Source organism: Solimonas marina, from assembly GCF_012241385.1.
Lineage (GTDB): Bacteria > Pseudomonadota > Gammaproteobacteria > Nevskiales > Nevskiaceae > Solimonas > Solimonas marina.
In genome coordinates, this window is the sequence record NZ_JAAVXB010000006.1 from 194717 (window position 1) to 210870 (window position 16154).

12 protein-coding genes are annotated in these 16154 nt (G+C 64.5%); 6 read left to right on the forward strand and 6 right to left on the reverse strand.

Annotated features, from left to right (window positions below; all coding sequences use genetic code 11):
- The first annotated feature begins 2 nt into the window (after positions 1–2).
- The 5 genes from G7Y82_RS12525 to G7Y82_RS12545 all read left to right on the forward strand — a co-directional run bounded on the left by G7Y82_RS12525 (position 3) and on the right by G7Y82_RS12545 (position 8724).
- Positions 3–455 carry an NUDIX hydrolase gene (locus tag G7Y82_RS12525; RefSeq protein ID WP_168148465.1) on the forward strand — a complete coding sequence of 151 codons (453 nt, stop codon included), beginning with the start codon at positions 3–5 and terminating at the stop codon, positions 453–455.
- Between the two features lie 3 nt (positions 456–458).
- Complete coding sequence (gene mnmA, locus G7Y82_RS12530; RefSeq protein ID WP_168148466.1) at positions 459–1547, forward strand: tRNA 2-thiouridine(34) synthase MnmA; 1089 nt, start codon at positions 459–461, stop codon at positions 1545–1547.
- Between the two features lie 204 nt (positions 1548–1751).
- Positions 1752–4346: a bifunctional aconitate hydratase 2/2-methylisocitrate dehydratase gene (gene acnB, locus G7Y82_RS12535; RefSeq protein WP_168148467.1), complete on the forward strand. Its 2595-nt coding sequence runs from the start codon at positions 1752–1754 to the stop codon at positions 4344–4346.
- Positions 4347–4571: 225 nt separating this feature from the next.
- The gene (gene acnA, locus G7Y82_RS12540) at positions 4572–7238 is read left to right on the forward strand and encodes an aconitate hydratase AcnA (protein ID WP_168148468.1); all 2667 of its coding nucleotides are present in this window, start codon (positions 4572–4574) and stop codon (positions 7236–7238) included.
- Positions 7239–7350: 112 nt separating this feature from the next.
- Positions 7351–8724 (forward strand): hypothetical protein, encoded by a 1374-nt coding sequence (locus G7Y82_RS12545; protein ID WP_168148469.1) that lies wholly within the window; start codon positions 7351–7353, stop codon positions 8722–8724.
- A gap of 72 nt (positions 8725–8796) precedes the next feature.
- Here G7Y82_RS12545 and G7Y82_RS12550 read toward each other — a convergent pair whose 3' ends face one another.
- Complete coding sequence (locus G7Y82_RS12550; protein ID WP_168148470.1) at positions 8797–9537, reverse strand: SDR family oxidoreductase; 741 nt, start codon at positions 9535–9537, stop codon at positions 8797–8799.
- A 179-nt stretch (positions 9538–9716) separates the two neighbouring features.
- On the opposite strand from G7Y82_RS12550, the gene G7Y82_RS12555 reads away from it, so the two are divergent.
- Positions 9717–10484 (forward strand): ParA family protein, encoded by a 768-nt coding sequence (locus tag G7Y82_RS12555; protein WP_168148471.1) that lies wholly within the window; start codon positions 9717–9719, stop codon positions 10482–10484.
- Positions 10485–10613: 129 nt separating this feature from the next.
- Here the strand turns inward: G7Y82_RS12555 and dnaJ are convergent, their stop codons facing one another.
- From dnaJ to hrcA, 5 genes are all read right to left on the reverse strand, one after another.
- Positions 10614–11744, reverse strand: coding sequence for a molecular chaperone DnaJ (gene dnaJ / locus G7Y82_RS12560; RefSeq protein ID WP_168148472.1), 1131 nt, complete (start codon positions 11742–11744; stop codon positions 10614–10616).
- Between the two features lie 21 nt (positions 11745–11765).
- The gene (locus G7Y82_RS12565; protein WP_168148521.1) at positions 11766–12335 is read right to left on the reverse strand and encodes a TMEM175 family protein; all 570 of its coding nucleotides are present in this window, start codon (positions 12333–12335) and stop codon (positions 11766–11768) included.
- A gap of 77 nt (positions 12336–12412) precedes the next feature.
- Entirely contained in the window at positions 12413–14350 is a 1938-nt protein-coding gene (gene dnaK, locus G7Y82_RS12570) for a molecular chaperone DnaK (protein ID WP_168148473.1), read from the reverse strand.
- Positions 14351–14461: 111 nt separating this feature from the next.
- Complete coding sequence (grpE, locus tag G7Y82_RS12575; protein WP_168148474.1) at positions 14462–14989, reverse strand: nucleotide exchange factor GrpE; 528 nt, start codon at positions 14987–14989, stop codon at positions 14462–14464.
- Between the two features lie 98 nt (positions 14990–15087).
- Positions 15088–16131, reverse strand: a complete 1044-nt coding sequence (gene hrcA / locus G7Y82_RS12580) for a heat-inducible transcriptional repressor HrcA (protein WP_168148475.1) — start codon at positions 16129–16131, stop codon at positions 15088–15090.
- Positions 16132–16154 lie beyond the last annotated feature (23 nt).

The following is a 16154-nucleotide window of genomic DNA, read 5'->3' on the forward strand; positions in this document are numbered from 1 at the left end:
ACATGAGCGAACCGACCCACATCGTCGTCGCCAGCGTCGTCGAGCGCGACGGCCGCTTCCTGATCGTCGAGGAGCGCATCAACGGTGCGCCGATGCTCAACCAGCCGGCCGGCCACTGGGAGCATGGCGAAACCCTGCCCGAGGCGGCGGTGCGCGAAGCGCTCGAGGAAACCGGCTGGGACGTGCGCCTGACCCACGTGCTCGGCATCTACCACCATGAGCCGATCGGGCTCGGCTACGGTTTTCTGCGCATCGCCTTTGTCGCCGAAGCGCTTGGCGAACGCGACAACTTCACGCTCGACAAGGGCATCGAGCGTGCCGTGTGGATGACCCGCGACGAACTCGTGGCGACCCGCGCGCGTCACCGCAGCCCGATGCTGATGCGCTGCGTCGACGACTACCTCGCCGGGCGTCGCCTGCCGCTGGACGTCATCGCGCATCTGTCGCCGGAGTAAACGGTGGCGGCGGCTCCCCACGTCATCGTCGGCCTGTCGGGCGGCGTCGACTCGTCGGTCACGGCCTACTTGCTCAAGGAGCAGGGCTACCGCGTATCCGGTCTGTTCATGGTCAACTGGACCGAGGACGAACAGGGCTACTGCACGTCCGCCGACGACTTTCAGGATGCGCGCGCGGTCTGCGCCGAGCTCGACATTGCGCTGCACCGCGTCGATTTCTCGCGCGAGTACCGCGAGCGCGTGTTCGCGCACTTCCTCGCCGACTACGCCGCCGGCAAGACGCCGAACCCCGACGTGCTGTGCAACCGCGAGGTCAAGTTCGCGCCGTTTCGCGAGCACGCGCTGCGCCTCGGCGCCGACTACATCGCCACCGGCCATTACGCGTCGATCGAACATCGCGACGACGGTCCGCAGCTGCTACGCGCCGTCGACGACAACAAGGATCAGACCTATTTTTTGGCCGGCGTCGAGCGCGCGCAGTTCGAGCGCGTACTGTTTCCGCTCGGCGGCTTGCGCAAGCCTGAGGTCCGGCAGATCGCGACGCGCGCCGGCCTGACGGTCCATCGCAAGAAGGACTCGACCGGTATCTGCTTCATCGGCGAGCGCGAGTTCCGCGACTTTCTGGCGAACTACCTGAAGCCCGATCCCGGGCCGATCGTCGACGATCGCGGTCGCGAGATCGGCCGCCATCAGGGGCTGATGTACTACACGCTGGGCCAGCGCCGCGGTCTCGGCATCGGCGGCACCAAGGGCGCCAGCGAGGCGCCGTGGTACGTGGTCGGCAAAGCGCCGGCGGACAAGGCGCTGATCGTCGCGCAGGATCCGGCCCATCCGCAGCTGATGGCCCGCAGCCTGCTCGCCGCGCCGTTCAATGCGCTGGGACCTTTACCGACCGATGGGCGCCCGCTGCAGGCCCGCATCCGCCACCGCGGCGCCCTCGCCGACTGCCGGATCAGCGCCGAACGTGATGGCCTGCGCGTGGAATTCCTCGAACCGCAGCGCGCCGCGGTCGACGGCCAGTTCTGTGTGCTCTATGACGGTGCGCGGTGCCTCGGCGGCGGTGAGATCGGCAACGTCAAAACCCTGGCCTAGCCCAACAACGACCGCCGTCGATGGCGGTATTGGCGTGCAAATTGTGTCGCCACCGTCATTTCGGCGAGGGCCGCAAATGCTAGAATATGCGGCGCTCCAGGCGCCGACCACTTCCGAACCCTTCTACCGGACTTACGCGGATCGCAAGGTTTCGTGCGGCGGCGGCTGGCCCCTGATCTTTCACCACTATCGGAACGCCAACACATGCTGCAAGCCTACCGCCAACACGTTGCCGAGCGCGCCGCCCTCGGCATTCCGCCGCTGCCGCTCACCGCTGCGCAGACCGCCGAGCTGATCGAGCTGATCAAGAATCCGCCGGCTGGCGAAGAGGCTTTCCTGCTGGATCTGCTGGTCAACCGCGTGCCGCCGGGCGTCGACGACGCTGCCAAGGTCAAGGCCTCGTTCCTCGCCGCCGTCGCGCATGGCGATCTCGGCGTTGCACTGATTTCCAAGGCCAAGGCGACCGAACTGCTCGGCACCATGGTGGGCGGCTACAACGTCAAGCCGCTGATCGACCTGCTCGGTGATGCCGAAGTCGGCACCGTTGCCGCCGAAGCGCTGAAGAAGACACTGCTGATGTTCGACGCCTTCCACGACGTCGCCGAGCTGGCCAAGGCCGGCAACGCCAACGCCAAAGCCGTCGTGCAGTCGTGGGCCGATGCCGAGTGGTTCACCAGCCGTCCGGAAGTGGCCAAGAAGATCACCGTCACCGTGTTCAAGGTGCCGGGCGAAACCAATACCGACGACCTGTCGCCGGCGCCGGATGCCTGGAGCCGTCCGGACATCCCGCTGCATTACCTGGCGATGCTGAAGAACACGCGCGCCGAAGCCGCTTTCAAGCCGGAAGAAGACGGCAAGCGTGGCCCGATCCAGTTCATCGAAGACCTGAAGAAGAAGGGCCACACCGTCGCCTACGTCGGCGACGTGGTCGGCACCGGCTCGTCGCGCAAATCGGCGACCAACAGCGTGATCTGGGCCACCGGCGACGACATCCCGTTCGTGCCCAACAAGCGCTTCGGCGGCGTCACGCTGGGTGGCAAGATCGCACCGATCTTCTTCAACACCCAGGAAGACTCCGGCTCGCTGCCGATCGAAGTCGACGTCTCGGCATTCGAGATGGGCGACGTCATCGACATCTACCCGTACGACGGCAAGATCGAGAAGGACGGCGCCGTTGCCGCCGAATTCGCACTGAAGAGCCCGGTGCTCCTCGACGAAGTGCGCGCCGGTGGCCGTATCAACCTGATCATCGGCCGCTCGCTGACCAGCAAGGCGCGCGAATTCCTCGGTCTGCCGGCGTCGACGCTGTTCCGTCTGCCGCAGCAGCCGACCGATACCGGCAAGGGCTACACGCTGGCGCAGAAGATGGTCGGCCGCGCCTGCGGCATGCCGGAAGGTCACGGCATCCGTCCGGGCACCTACTGCGAACCGAAGATGACCACGGTCGGCTCGCAGGACACCACCGGCCCGATGACGCGCGACGAGCTCAAGGATCTGGCCTGCCTCGGCTTCTCCGCTGACCTGGTCATGCAGTCGTTCTGCCACACCGCCGCCTACCCGAAGCCGGTCGACGTCAAGACGCACCGCGAGCTGCCGGCGTTCATCAGCAACCGCGGCGGTGTCGCGCTGCGCCCGGGCGACGGCGTCATCCACTCGTGGCTGAACCGCCTGCTGCTGCCGGACACGGTCGGCACCGGCGGCGACTCGCACACCCGCTTCCCGATCGGCATTTCGTTCCCGGCCGGCTCCGGCCTGGTCGCCTTCGCCGCCGCCACCGGCGTCATGCCGCTCGACATGCCGGAGTCGGTGCTGGTCCGCTTCAAGGGCGAAATGCAGCCGGGCGTGACGCTGCGCGACCTGGTCCACGCGATTCCGCTGTACGCGATCAAGGCCGGCCTGCTGACGGTCGAGAAGAAGGGCAAGAAGAACATCTTCTCGGGCCGCGTGCTCGAAATCGAAGGTCTGCCGACGCTCAAGGTCGAACAGGCGTTCGAGTTGTCCGACGCCTCGGCCGAGCGCTCGGCCGCCGGTTGCACGATCAAGCTCGATAAGGAGCCGATCATCGAGTACATGAACTCGAACATCGTGCTGATGAAGAACATGATCGCCAACGGCTACAAGGACGCGCGCACGCTGGAGCGCCGCATCCAGTCGATGGAAGCCTGGCTGGCCAAGCCGGAACTGCTCGAAGCCGACAAGGATGCCGAGTACGCCGCCGTCATCGACATCGACCTGGCCGACATCAAGGAGCCGATCGTCTGCTGCCCGAACGATCCGGACGACGCCAAGTTCCTGTCCGAGGTGTCCGGCACCAAGATCGACGAGGCCTTCATCGGCTCGTGCATGACCAACATCGGTCACTTCCGTGCCGCCGGCAAGCTGCTCGAAGGCAAGAAGGACATTCCGGTGCGCCTGTGGGTCGCGCCGCCGACCAAGATGGACGCCGCCGAGCTGACCAAGGAGGGTTACTACAACACCTTCGGCGCCGCCGGCGCGCGCACCGAAATGCCGGGCTGCTCGCTGTGCATGGGCAACCAGGCGCAGGTCAAGGAAGGCGCGACGGTGATCTCGACGTCGACGCGCAACTTCCCCAACCGCCTCGGCAAGAACTCGAACGTGTTCCTGGGTTCGGCCGAACTCGCGGCGGTCGCCTCGAAGATGGGCCAGCTGCCGACACCGGCCGAGTACCTGGCCGAGATCGGCGTCGTGACCAAGAGCGCTGCCGAGATCTACCGCTACATGAACTTCGATCAGATCGAAGAGTACGCGCAGACCGCCCAGTCGGCTGCGACGGCGTAAGCGGTTTATGCACGGGCGACGGCTTTCCCAGAAAGCTGCCGCTCAGCTAGCGAGTCAAAAAGATGCCCGCCGAGCTGCTCGGCGGGCATCTTTCATTTCACCAGTCGTCAGCATCGGCGATAATGTGAAAGATGATTGCAGCTCGCAGGACGCGAGAACTCCTGCGAATCCAGCCACCGCTGCCTCGAGTCAGCAGGCGCAGGCAGCCATACCGAGAAACGAACCATGACGGACAGTTTCAACAGTAAAGCCAGCTTGAAAGTCGGGTCCAAGACGTACTCGTATTTCAGCCTCAAGGCGCTCGAATCGAAGTTCGACATCGCGCGCATCCCCTACTCGCACAAGATTCTTCTGGAAAACCTCCTGCGTTACGAGGACGGCGAGAACACCACCAAGGAAGACATCGAGGCTCTGGCCGGCGCCGATCTGAAGAAGCTTCCGAATCAGGACATCAACTTCACGCCGGCGCGCGTGGTGCTCCAGGATTTCACCGGCGTGCCGTGTGTCGTCGACCTCGCGGCGATGCGCGACGCGATGAAGACCCTCGGCGGCGACATGGGCAAGGTCAACCCGCTGTGCCCGGTCGAGCTGGTCATCGATCACTCGGTGATGATCGACTACTACGGCTCCAAGGACGCGCTGGACCTCAACGCCAAGGTCGAATTCAAGCGTAACCAGGAGCGCTACAGCTTCCTGCGCTGGGGTCAGGAAGGCCTAAAGAACTTCAAGGCGGTGCCGCCCGACACCGGCATCGTGCATCAGGTCAACATCGAGTATCTGGCGCGCGTGGTCTTCGAGAACGACGACGGCGTGCTCTACCCGGACAGCTGCTTTGGCACCGACTCGCACACGACCATGGTCAACGGCATCGGCGTGCTCGGCTGGGGCGTCGGCGGTATCGAGGCCGAGGCCGCGATGCTCGGTCAACCGTCGTCGATGCTGATTCCGGAAGTGATCGGTGTGCGCGTCACCGGCAAGCTCGCCGAAGGCGCCACCGCCACCGACCTGGTGCTGACGGTCACCGAGATGCTGCGCAAGCGCGGCGTGGTCGAGAAGTTCGTCGAGTTCTTCGGCCCCGGCCTGGCCAACCTCGCCGCCGCCGACCGCACCACGATCGGCAATATGGCACCGGAATACGGCGCCACCTGCGGCATCTTCCCGATCGACAACGAGACGCTGAACTACCTGCGCCTGACCGGCCGCAGCGAAGACCAGATCGCCGTCGTCAAAGCCTATGCCGAGGCGCAGGGCATGTGGTGGACGCCGGAGGCGCCGGAAGCCGAATACACCGACGTGCTGCACCTCGACCTCGGCTCGATCCAGCCGTCGCTGGCCGGCCCGAAACGTCCGCAGGATCGCGTGCTGCTGTCGGACGTCAAGGGCAATTTTCAGACGGCCTTCGACGGCGAGCAGAAGCTGCGCCCGTCGGCCGGTCCGACCGAGGTCGTCGATGGCGACAAGACCTTCACGCTGAAGGACGGCGCGGTCGTCATCGCCGCCATCACGTCGTGCACCAACACCTCAAATCCGGCGGTGCTGATTGGCGCCGGCCTGCTGGCCAAGAAGGCCCGCGAGCTGGGCCTGCGCTCGCAGCCGTGGGTCAAGACGTCGCTGGCGCCGGGCTCCAAGGTCGTCACCGAGTATCTGAAGAAAGCTGGCCTGATCGACGATCTGGAAGCGCTGGGCTTCTACGTCAGCGCCTACGGCTGCACGACCTGTATCGGCAACTCCGGCCCGCTCAACGAGCCGATCAGCAAGGCCATTCAGGACAGCAAGCTGTCGGTTTCGGCGGTACTGTCGGGCAATCGCAACTTCGAGGGCCGCGTCCATCAGGACGTGCGCATGAACTACCTCGCCTCGCCGCCGCTGGTCGTCGCGTTCGCGATCGCCGGCAGCACCAACATCGACCTGACGTCGGAGCCGATCGGCAAGTCGAAGGACGGCAAGGACGTGTTCCTCAAGGACATCTGGCCGAGCAGCAAGGAAATCCAGGACACCATCGCCAAGGCCGTCACTGCCGACCTGTTCAAGAGCAGCTACGCCGATGTGCTGAAGGGCGACGAGCGCTGGCAGGGCATCAAGGTCGCCAAGTCCGAGACGTATCCGTGGGACGAGAAATCGACCTACATCCAGAACCCGCCGTACTTCGTCGGCATGACCAAGGACGTCCCCGGCATTCCGACGATCAAGCGTGCGCGCGTGCTGGCGTTGCTTGGCGACTCGATCACGACCGACCACATCAGCCCGGCCGGCGACATCAAGAAGGACGGCCCGGCCGGTAAGTTCCTCGAAGCGCACGGCGTGCAGAAGGCCGACTTCAACAGCTTCGGCTCGCGGCGCGGCAATCACGAGATCATGATGCGTGGCACCTTCGCCAACACGCGCATCAAGAACGCGATGACGCCGGGCGTCGAAGGTGGCGTGTCGAAGTACATCGACAGCAGCGGCAAGGCCGGCGACGTCGAGTCGATCTACGACGTGGCGATGAAGTATCAGAAGGACGGTACGCCGCTGGTGGTGCTGGCTGGCAAGGAATACGGCACCGGCTCGTCGCGCGACTGGGCGGCCAAGGGCACGATCCTGCTCGGCGTCAAGGCCGTGATTTCCGAGAGCTTCGAGCGCATCCACCGCTCGAATCTGGTCGGCATGGGCGTCCTGCCGCTGAACTTCACCGACGGCCAGAGCGCGCAGAGCTTGGGCTTTGACGGCACCGAAACCTTCGATATCGACGGCCTCAAGACCGGCGCGGCCGAAGTCGACGTGACGGCGACCAAAGCCGACGGTAGCACCGTCAAGTTCAAGGCAAAGGTCCGCATCAATACGCCGATGGAATGGCAGTACTACGAAAACGGCGGCGTGCTGCAGTACATGCTGCGACAGATGGCGGCCTGATCGCCGCGATGGGGCGGATCGGCTGATCCGCCCCATCCGTTTTCGACGAAGGCGGCGCAAGCCGCCTTTTTCATGTCTTACACTTTTACACCCAACCACGAGAGGATTCGCATTGAAACGTCCCCTGCGCATCTGGGCCGCGCTCGTCGCGTTGCTCGCTGGTGGTTGCGCCAGCCACCCCGTTCAGCCGCCGCCGATGACATTCGATGAAATTGCAGAAGGCTACGTTCGCGCCGTCTTGGCGGTGGGCGAACACGACCCTAATGAGGTCGACGCCTACTACGGGCCCGCGCAATGGCGCGAACAGGCGCACAAGGAGCAGCGCTCGCTGATCGCGCTGCGCAACATCATCACGCGCCTCTATCAGAACGCCGAGACGGCGCCGGCCGACCCGAAAGTGCCGGCCGCCTTGTTCGAGCTGCGGCGCCGCAATCTGAAGGATTTGATCGCCGCGCTCGACGCACGTGTGCGCATGCTGCAGGGCTGGAAGCCGTCGTTCGACGATGAGTCGCTGGCGCTCTACGACATCGCCGCACCGCATTACAAGGAAGACGACTTCAAACCGATGCTGGCGACGCTCGACAAGCTGCTGCCGCCCGGCCCCGGCAGCGTGTCCGAGCGCTACAACCGCTACACCGAGCAGTTCGCGATTCCCGCCGATCGCATCGAGCCGGTGATGAAGATCGCCACTGAAGCGGCGCGCGCACGCACACTGCACTGGTTCAAGCTACCGAACGGCGAGCACTTCGATCTGGAGCTGGTCCACGACCAGCCATGGAGCGCGTACAACTGGTACCAGGGCAAGGCCGTCAGCCGCATCGAGATCAATACCGACCAGCCGATCACGATTTCGCGCGCGATCGAGCTGGCCTCGCACGAAGGCTATCCGGGCCATCACGTCTACAACAGCCTGCTCGAAGATCAGTTGCTGAAGGGCCGGCACTGGCAGGAGTTCTCGATTTACGCGCTGTTCTCGCCGCAGTCGTTCATCGCCGAGGGCTCGGCTGACTATGGTGTCGACTTGGCGTTTCCGCCGGCCGCGCGCCACGAACTGACGCGCAAGCTGTTCGAGGCGGCGGGCTTCGATCCCGACCAGGCCGCGACCTACAACGCCATCGTCGACGCCGCGCAGCCAGCCGGAGCGGCGACGCTCGAAGCCGCGCGCCGTTACCGCGATGGCCAGGCCACGGCCGAGCAGACCCTGCAGTGGCTGCAGACCTACTCGCTGGCGACGCCGTCACGCGCGCAGCAGCGCCTGCGCTTCTTTGACCGCTACGGCGCCTACATCATCAACTACAGCTACGGCAAACAGGTCGTGGCGCAGGCGATCGACCGCAGCGCCGGCAAGGACGCAACCGAAGCCGAGCGCTGGCGCTGGTTCTTCACGCTGCTGTCGACGCCGCGTACTCCGCAGAGCTTGCTCAAGGACGGCCTGGCCGACCAGACCGAGGCGCCCCCCGCAGCGGCCGTCCCAAGCACGCCATAGCCGGGCCAACGCCGCATCATGCGCGGACCATCACGCCGTTCGTCGGCGTGATGGTCGTGGCGGCTTTCAGCTCTAGCGCTTGACGTTGAACGGCGAGAACGCCTGGCACTCCGGCATCAACGAGATCGTGTTGACGTTGACGTGCGCCGGGCGCGTCGCGATCCAGTACACCGTGTCGGCGATGTCATCGGCTGTCAGCGGCTGGACGCCGGCATAGACCGATTTTGCGCGCTCGGCGTCGCCCTGAAAGCGCACCAGTGAAAACTCGGTTTCGGCCATGCCGGGTTCGATATTGCTGACGCGGACGCCAAGTCCGACCAGATCGGCCCGCAGGTTCAACGAGAACTGGCGAACGAAGGCCTTCGTGCCGCCATAGACGTTGCCGCCCGGATACGGCCACTCGCCAGCGACCGAGCCCAGGTTGATGACGTGCCCGCGGCCGCGATCGACCATGCCTGGCGTCAGCGCCCGCGTGATATAGAGCAGACCTTTGATGTTGGTATCGACCATCTGCTCCCAATCAGCCATGTCGGTCTCGTGGGCCGGTTTCAGACCCAGCGCCAGCCCCGCGTTGTTGACCAGTACGTCGACCTGGGCGAATTCGGCCGGTAGCGCCGCGACCGCGGCCTCGACGGCCGCGCGGTCGCGCACATCGAGCACCAGCGGGTGCAGGCGCTCGCCGCATTCGGTCGCCAGCGCATCGAGACGCTCGGCACGTCGGCCGGTAGCGACCACGCGGTGGCCTTCGTGAACGAAGCGACGCGCAATGGCGGCGCCGAAGCCAGACGTGGCACCGGTGACGAGGATGTTCATGGGGGATCTCATATCGAAATGGGTAAGCAAATGACGAACGGCGAGGCGTCTGGCCGTACGGCCAGTTCCGCGGCGCCGCGCTTCGGCTAGCATTTTGCCATTCATTCATCGGTCACTGGCATGATCGATGCTGTCAGGGAATGCAAGCCGCGACGGCGGCATGCGGCTATGGAGGGTTCATGAAGCGCGTCGTGTTCAACCAGAAGGGCGGTGTCGGCAAGACCACCATCGTCTGCAATCTTGCGGCGATCGCCGCCGCCAACGGCCTGCGCACACTGGTCATCGACCTCGACACGCAGGGCAACTCGACGCAGTACCTGCTGGGCGAGCGCGCCTCGCGCACCGACCGGACCATTGCCGACTTCTTCGAATCGACGCTGAGCTTTTCGCTGGCACCGGCGCCATTCGTGACCTATGTGACGAACACGCCCTACGAGAACCTCGACGTCGTTGCCGCCGACCCCAAGCTCGAAGAGCTGGCGATCAAGCTCGAAGCCAAGCAGAAGATCTACAAGTTCCGCGACGCGCTACGCAAGCTCAAGGGCTACGACGCGATTTTCATCGACACACCCCCGGCGCTGAACTTCTACGCGCGCTCAGCGCTGATCGCCGCCGACAGCGTGCTGATCCCGTTCGACTGCGACGAATTCGCGCGTCAGGCCTTGTACACGCTGCTGACCAATATCGAAGAGATTCGCGAAGACCACAACGAGGATCTGCGCATCGAAGGCATCGTCGCCAGCCAGTACACCTCGCGCTCGAAGCTGCCGACACGGTTGATCGAAGAACTGCGCGCCGAGGGCAAGCCGGTGCTGGAACAAACGATCTCGAGCTCGGTGCGCGTCAAGGAATCGCACGAGCAGCACAAGCCGATGATCTACCTCGACCGCAGCCATCGCGTCACGCAGGAATACGTCGCGCTGTACGAAGCCCTCAGCGGCGCCTGAGCCCCGCCGTCCCCTGCGGAAAAGCTTCAGAACCACAGATTTCACGGATTACGCAGATATAGAAGGTATTCGCCCTTCATTTCTGTGCAATCCGTGAAATCTGCGGTTAAAGCGCTGTTGCGTTCGGCTTCAGGCCGTCAGGTTGTCGAAGAACTTCTTCGCCTTGCCGAGCCAGCTCGATCCTTCCGGGTGGTGCTTGTTGTCGTGGCCCAGGGTCTCGCCGAACTGCTTGAGCAGATCTTTCTGCTGCTTGGTCAGACGCACCGGGGTTTCCACGTAGACCGTGCAATACAGGTCGCCCGGGCCTGAGGTGCGCACCGAGCGCACGCCGCGACCGCGCAGGCGGAACTGCTTGCCGCTCTGCGAACCTTCCGGTACTTCGACCTCGACCTTGCCTTCCAGCGTCGGCACTTCGAGCGGACCGCCGAGCGCCGCGGTGACCACCGAGATCGGCACCGAGCAATGCAGGTCATTGCCGTCGCGTTCGAAGATCTCGTGCGGTTTGACGTTGATCTGCACATACAGATCGCCGTTCGGCGCGCCGGCATCGCCCGGCTCGCCCTCGCCATTCAGGCGGATGCGGTCGCCGGTATCGACGCCGGCCGGCACCTTGACCTCCAACGTCTTCTCGCGCCGCGTCTTGCCGACACCGCGGCAGCTGCGGCACGGATCGGTGACCAGCGTGCCGCTACCGCGGCACTTCGGGCAGGTCTGTTGCAGCACGAAAAAGCCCTGCTGCACGCGCACCTGGCCACTGCCATGGCAGGTCGCACAGGTCGGCGCCTTCTTGCCGTCTGCGGTGCCGTAGCCGTTGCAGCTCTCGCATTCGTCCCAGGTCGGGATACGGATGCTTTCGGCCGAACCGAACACCGCCTGCTCCAGCGACAGCTCCATGATGAAACGCAGGTCGGCGCCGCGTCGCGGGCCACCGCGTCCGCCGCCACCACCACCACCGAAGATATCGGCGAAGACGTCGCCGAAGATGTCGGCAAAGCCACCGGCGCCACCAAAGCCACCACCACCAGCGCCGCCGCGACTCAGCCCTTCGTGACCGTACTGATCGTAGATCGCACGCTTCTGTTCGTCGCTGAGAACCTCATAGGCCTCGCTGACTTCCTTGAACTGATCCTCGGCCGCCTTGTCGCCCGGATTGCGGTCGGGGTGATACTTCATCGCCAGCTTGCGATAGGCCTTTTTCAGGCCATCTTCGCTGATGGTCTTCTCGACCATCAGCACTTCGTAGTAATCACGTTTACTCACGGGCGCTTGCTCATGCCTTTGTCAGTCCGGGGACTCGATCCGGCGATCCGGAACGAGCCACATCATCGCCACCGCCACATAGATCAGATCGGCGATCCAGCGCTGGTAGAACGACAGCGCGATGGCACTCAGATACAACAGCGGCGACAGCTTGCCCTTGAGGTCGCGCCCCAAAGCCCGTCGCAGCGGCGATTCGCAACCATCATGCCGCATGATCGCGAACTGCAGCACGACCCAGGAAGCCGCCGCCATCAACAACACCACACCGTACAGCGCCGTCGGCAGCGCCTCGAAGTGGTTCTCGCCCATCCAGGCCGTCGTAAACGGGAACAACGACAGCCAGAACAGGAAGTGCAGATTGGCCCACATCACACCGCCGCTGACCGACTGCGCGGTGTGCATCAGGTGGTGATGGTTGTTCCAGTAGATGCCGACGTAGACAAAGCTCAACACGTAGCTGAGAAATGTCGGCCACAGCTCGTGCAAGGCTTCAAGCGTCGGCTCGTGCGGTACTTTCAGCTCCAGCACCATGATCGTGATGATGATCGCGATCACGCCGTCGCTGAACGCTTCCAGTCTTCCCTTCCCGATCATCGCGTGTCCGTCCCCAATAAGACGAGCGCCCGGATGGTCCGGGCGCTCGGGTCCTGCATGGCGATCACAACGCCTTACTTCTTGTCCTTCACTTCGGTGAACTCGGCGTCGACGACATCGCCTTCCGGCGCGCCGCCTGCACCCGGCGCGCCACCCGGCGCCGCACCTTCGGCCCCACCGGCTGCCGCGCCCTGCTCGGCATAGACGCGCTCCATCAGCTTCGCCGAGGCCTGCGCCAGCGCTTCGGTCTTGGCCGTGATGGCGTCCTTGTCGTCGCCCTTCACCGCTTCGCGGGCGCCGGCCACGGCATCTTCGATGGCCTTCTTCTCGTCCGCCTCGACCTTGTCGCCGAGGTCCTTCAGCGACTTCTCGACGGCGTGAATCATCTGGTCGGCCTGATTGCGCGCCGCGATCAGCTCGTTGAACTTCTTGTCGTCCTCGGCATGCGCCTCGGCGTCCTTCACCATCTTGTTGATCTCGTCTTCCGACAGACCCGAGTTGGCGGTGATGCGGATGCTCTGCTCCTTGCCGGTCGCCTTGTCCTTGGCGGTAACGTGCAGGATGCCGTTGGCGTCGATGTCGAAGATGACCTCGACCTGCGGCACGCCGCGCGGCGCCGGCGCAATGCCGGTCAGATCGAAGCGGCCCAGCGACTTGTTGGCATTGGCGATCTCGCGCTCGCCCTGGAAAACCTGAATCGTCACGGCCGTCTGGTTGTCGTCGGCGGTCGTGAACGTTTCCGATTTCTTGGTCGGGATCGTCGTGTTCTTCTCGATCAGCTTGGTCATCTTGCCGCCCAGCGTCTCGATGCCCAGCGACAGCGGCGTCACGTCGAGCAGCAGCACGTCCTTGCGGTCACCGGCCAGCACCGCACCCTGCACGGCCGCGCCGACGGCGACGGCTTCGTCCGGGTTGATGTCCTTGCGCGGCTCCTTGCCGAAGAACTCCTTGACCGCTTCCTGCACCTTGGGCATGCGCGTCTGGCCGCCGACGAGGATGACCTCGTCGATCTCGCCGGCCTTCAGGCCCGCGTCCTTCAGCGCGATCTTGCACGGCTCCAGCGAGTTGGCGATCAGATCGTCGACCAGCGCTTCAAGCTTGGCGCGCGTCAGCTTCATGTTCAGATGCTTCGGACCGCTGGCGTCGGCCGTGATGTACGGCAGGTTGACGTCGGTCTGCGTCGAGCTCGACAGCTCGATCTTGGCCTTTTCCGCCGCTTCCTTGAGGCGCTGCAGCGCGAGCGGATCCTTGTGCAGGTCGATGCCCTGCTCCTTCTGGAACTCGCTGGCGATGTATTCGATCACGCGCAGATCGAAGTCCTCACCGCCGAGGAAGGTGTCGCCGTTGGTGGCCAGCACTTCGAACTGCTTCTCGCCGTCGACATCGGCGATCTCGATGATCGAGATGTCGAAGGTACCGCCGCCGAGATCGTAGACCGCGACCTTCTTGTCGCTGCCCGACACCTTGTCGAGACCGAAGGCCAGCGCCGCGGCGGTCGGCTCGTTGATGATGCGCTTGACCTCGAGACCGGCGATGCGGCCGGCGTCCTTGGTCGCCTGGCGCTGGCTGTCGTTGAAGTAGGCCGGCACGGTGATGACCGCTTCCGTGACCTTCTCGCCCAGGTAGTCCTCGGCGGTCTTCTTCATCTTCATCAGGATCTCGGCCGACACCTGCTGCGGCGCGAGCTTGTTGTCCTTGGCCTGCACCCAGGCGTCGCCGTTGTCAGCCTTGATGATCTTGAACGGCGAATGCTTGATCGCCTTCTGCACCTCGGCGTCTTCGAAGCGACGGCCGATCAGACGCTTGACCGCAAACAGCGTGTTGTGCGGGTTGGTCACCGCCTGGCGCTTGGCCGAGCGGCCGACCAGGGTCTGGCCGTCGTCGGTGTACGCGACGATCGACGGCGTGGTGCGCTCGCCTTCGCTGTTCTCGATGACCTTGGTGTTGTTGCCGTCGAGGATCGCGACACAGCTGTTGGTCGTGCCGAGGTCGATACCGATGATCTTTGCCATGATGGGTGACTCCAAAATTCTGTAATTCAGTCCTGCCGCCTAACTGAAGGCAAGTCGCAGGGATTCAAGAGGTTTAGGCAATCTGCCGCGGATTTTCGGGCAATCGCCCACTCATTCCGGCGCGCGCGCGACGACGACCATCGCCGGGCGCAGCAGACGCTCGTGCAGGCTGTAGCCCTTCTGCATGACGGCCAGCACGTGGTTGGCCGGCACGTCGGCGCTCGGCGCCATCGACATCGCCTGATGGAAGTCCGGATTGAACGGCTGGCCCGTCGGATCGAGCTGCTTGACGCCGTTCTTTTCGAGCACGCTCATCAGCTGACGATAGGTCAGCTCCATGCCCTCGCCCATGGCCTTGACCGAGCCATCGGCACCTTCGGCGGCCTTCAGGCCCAGCTCCAGGCTGTCGGCCACCGCCAGCAACTCGCCGAGCAGCTTTTCGGCCGCGTACTTGAGGCTGTTGGCGGCGTCGCGCTCGAGGCGGCGACGGGTATTTTCCAGATCGGCCACGGCGCGCAGCTGCGCGTCCTGGGCGGCCGCGGCGCGCGCTTCGGCGTCGTTGATCTGCTGGCGCAGTGCTTCAAGTTCGTCGAAGCCCGGTTCGGTCGGGGTTTCGGCGGGTTCCGGCGTATCCGTCATGTCGAAATGCTTGGCTGATTTGACAAAAATCCGCCAGGACGGCGGATCGCGAAGGGGCGACATGATAGCCACGCACGCCCTTAGACGCTATGTGGGCCTCAGCTTTCGCCTTTCAAGCCCGCCGACAGCAGGCGCGCCGTTTCACTGACGATGGGGATGATGCGGTGGTAGGCCATGCGCGTCGGGCCGATGACGCCCAGGGTGCCCGCAACCTTGCCGTCGACGTAGTACGGCGCGGTGACGACGGTGCACTCGTCGAGCACTCGGTAGCCGGATTCGTCGCCGATGAACAGCTGCACGCGGTCGGCATTCAGGCACTGATCGAACAGATCGAGCAAATCGCGCTTGGTATCGATGGCCTCGAACAGCCCGCGCAGGCGGTGTACGTCGGCCAGCTCCTGGAAACCCATCAGATTCGGCCGGCCCGCAAACACGTAGTCCCCAGCCTCGCCGGCGCTGGGCCGCAGTGCCTGCTCGGCAATCGCCACCGCGTCGCGCAGCAGCATGTTGACGCGCGCCTGCGCATCGGCCGTTTCCTGGACCAGCGCGTTGCGCAGATCGACGAGGTCGCGGCCAGCGAAGTGCTCGTTGAGCAGATTCGCGTAACGCTCCAGCTCATCGGCACCGTACGGGCGGTCGGTATTGATGATGCGGTTCTGCACTTCGTGCTGATTGACGACCAGGATCGTCAGCACGCGGTTGCCGGACAGCGGCAAAAACTCGATACGGCGCAGCACCGCCAGATTACGACGCGGCACGGTGACGACCCCGGCCATGCGCGACATCCGCGACAGCAGCGACGACGCCGCCCGTACCAGATCGGCCTCGCTGCGGTTGCCCGGCAGCAGCTCGCCAGCGATCAGCGAATGCTCCTCGTCGCTCAGCGGCTCCGGCGACAGCAGCGCATCGACGAAGTAGCGGTAGCCGCGCGTGGTCGGGATGCGTCCGGCGGACGTATGCGGCGACGCGACGAAGCCCAGTTCGTCGAGATCGGCCATGACATTGCGGATCGTCGCCGACGACAGGCCGAGCTGGGCCATTCGCGACAAAGTGCGAGAGCCCACGGGCTGGCCGTCGTTGATGTAGCGCTCCACCAGCAGCTTCAGCAGCTCTGCGGCGCGTGCGTCCAAGGGTTGCGACATGCGCGGCAACATGAAGCTTTTTC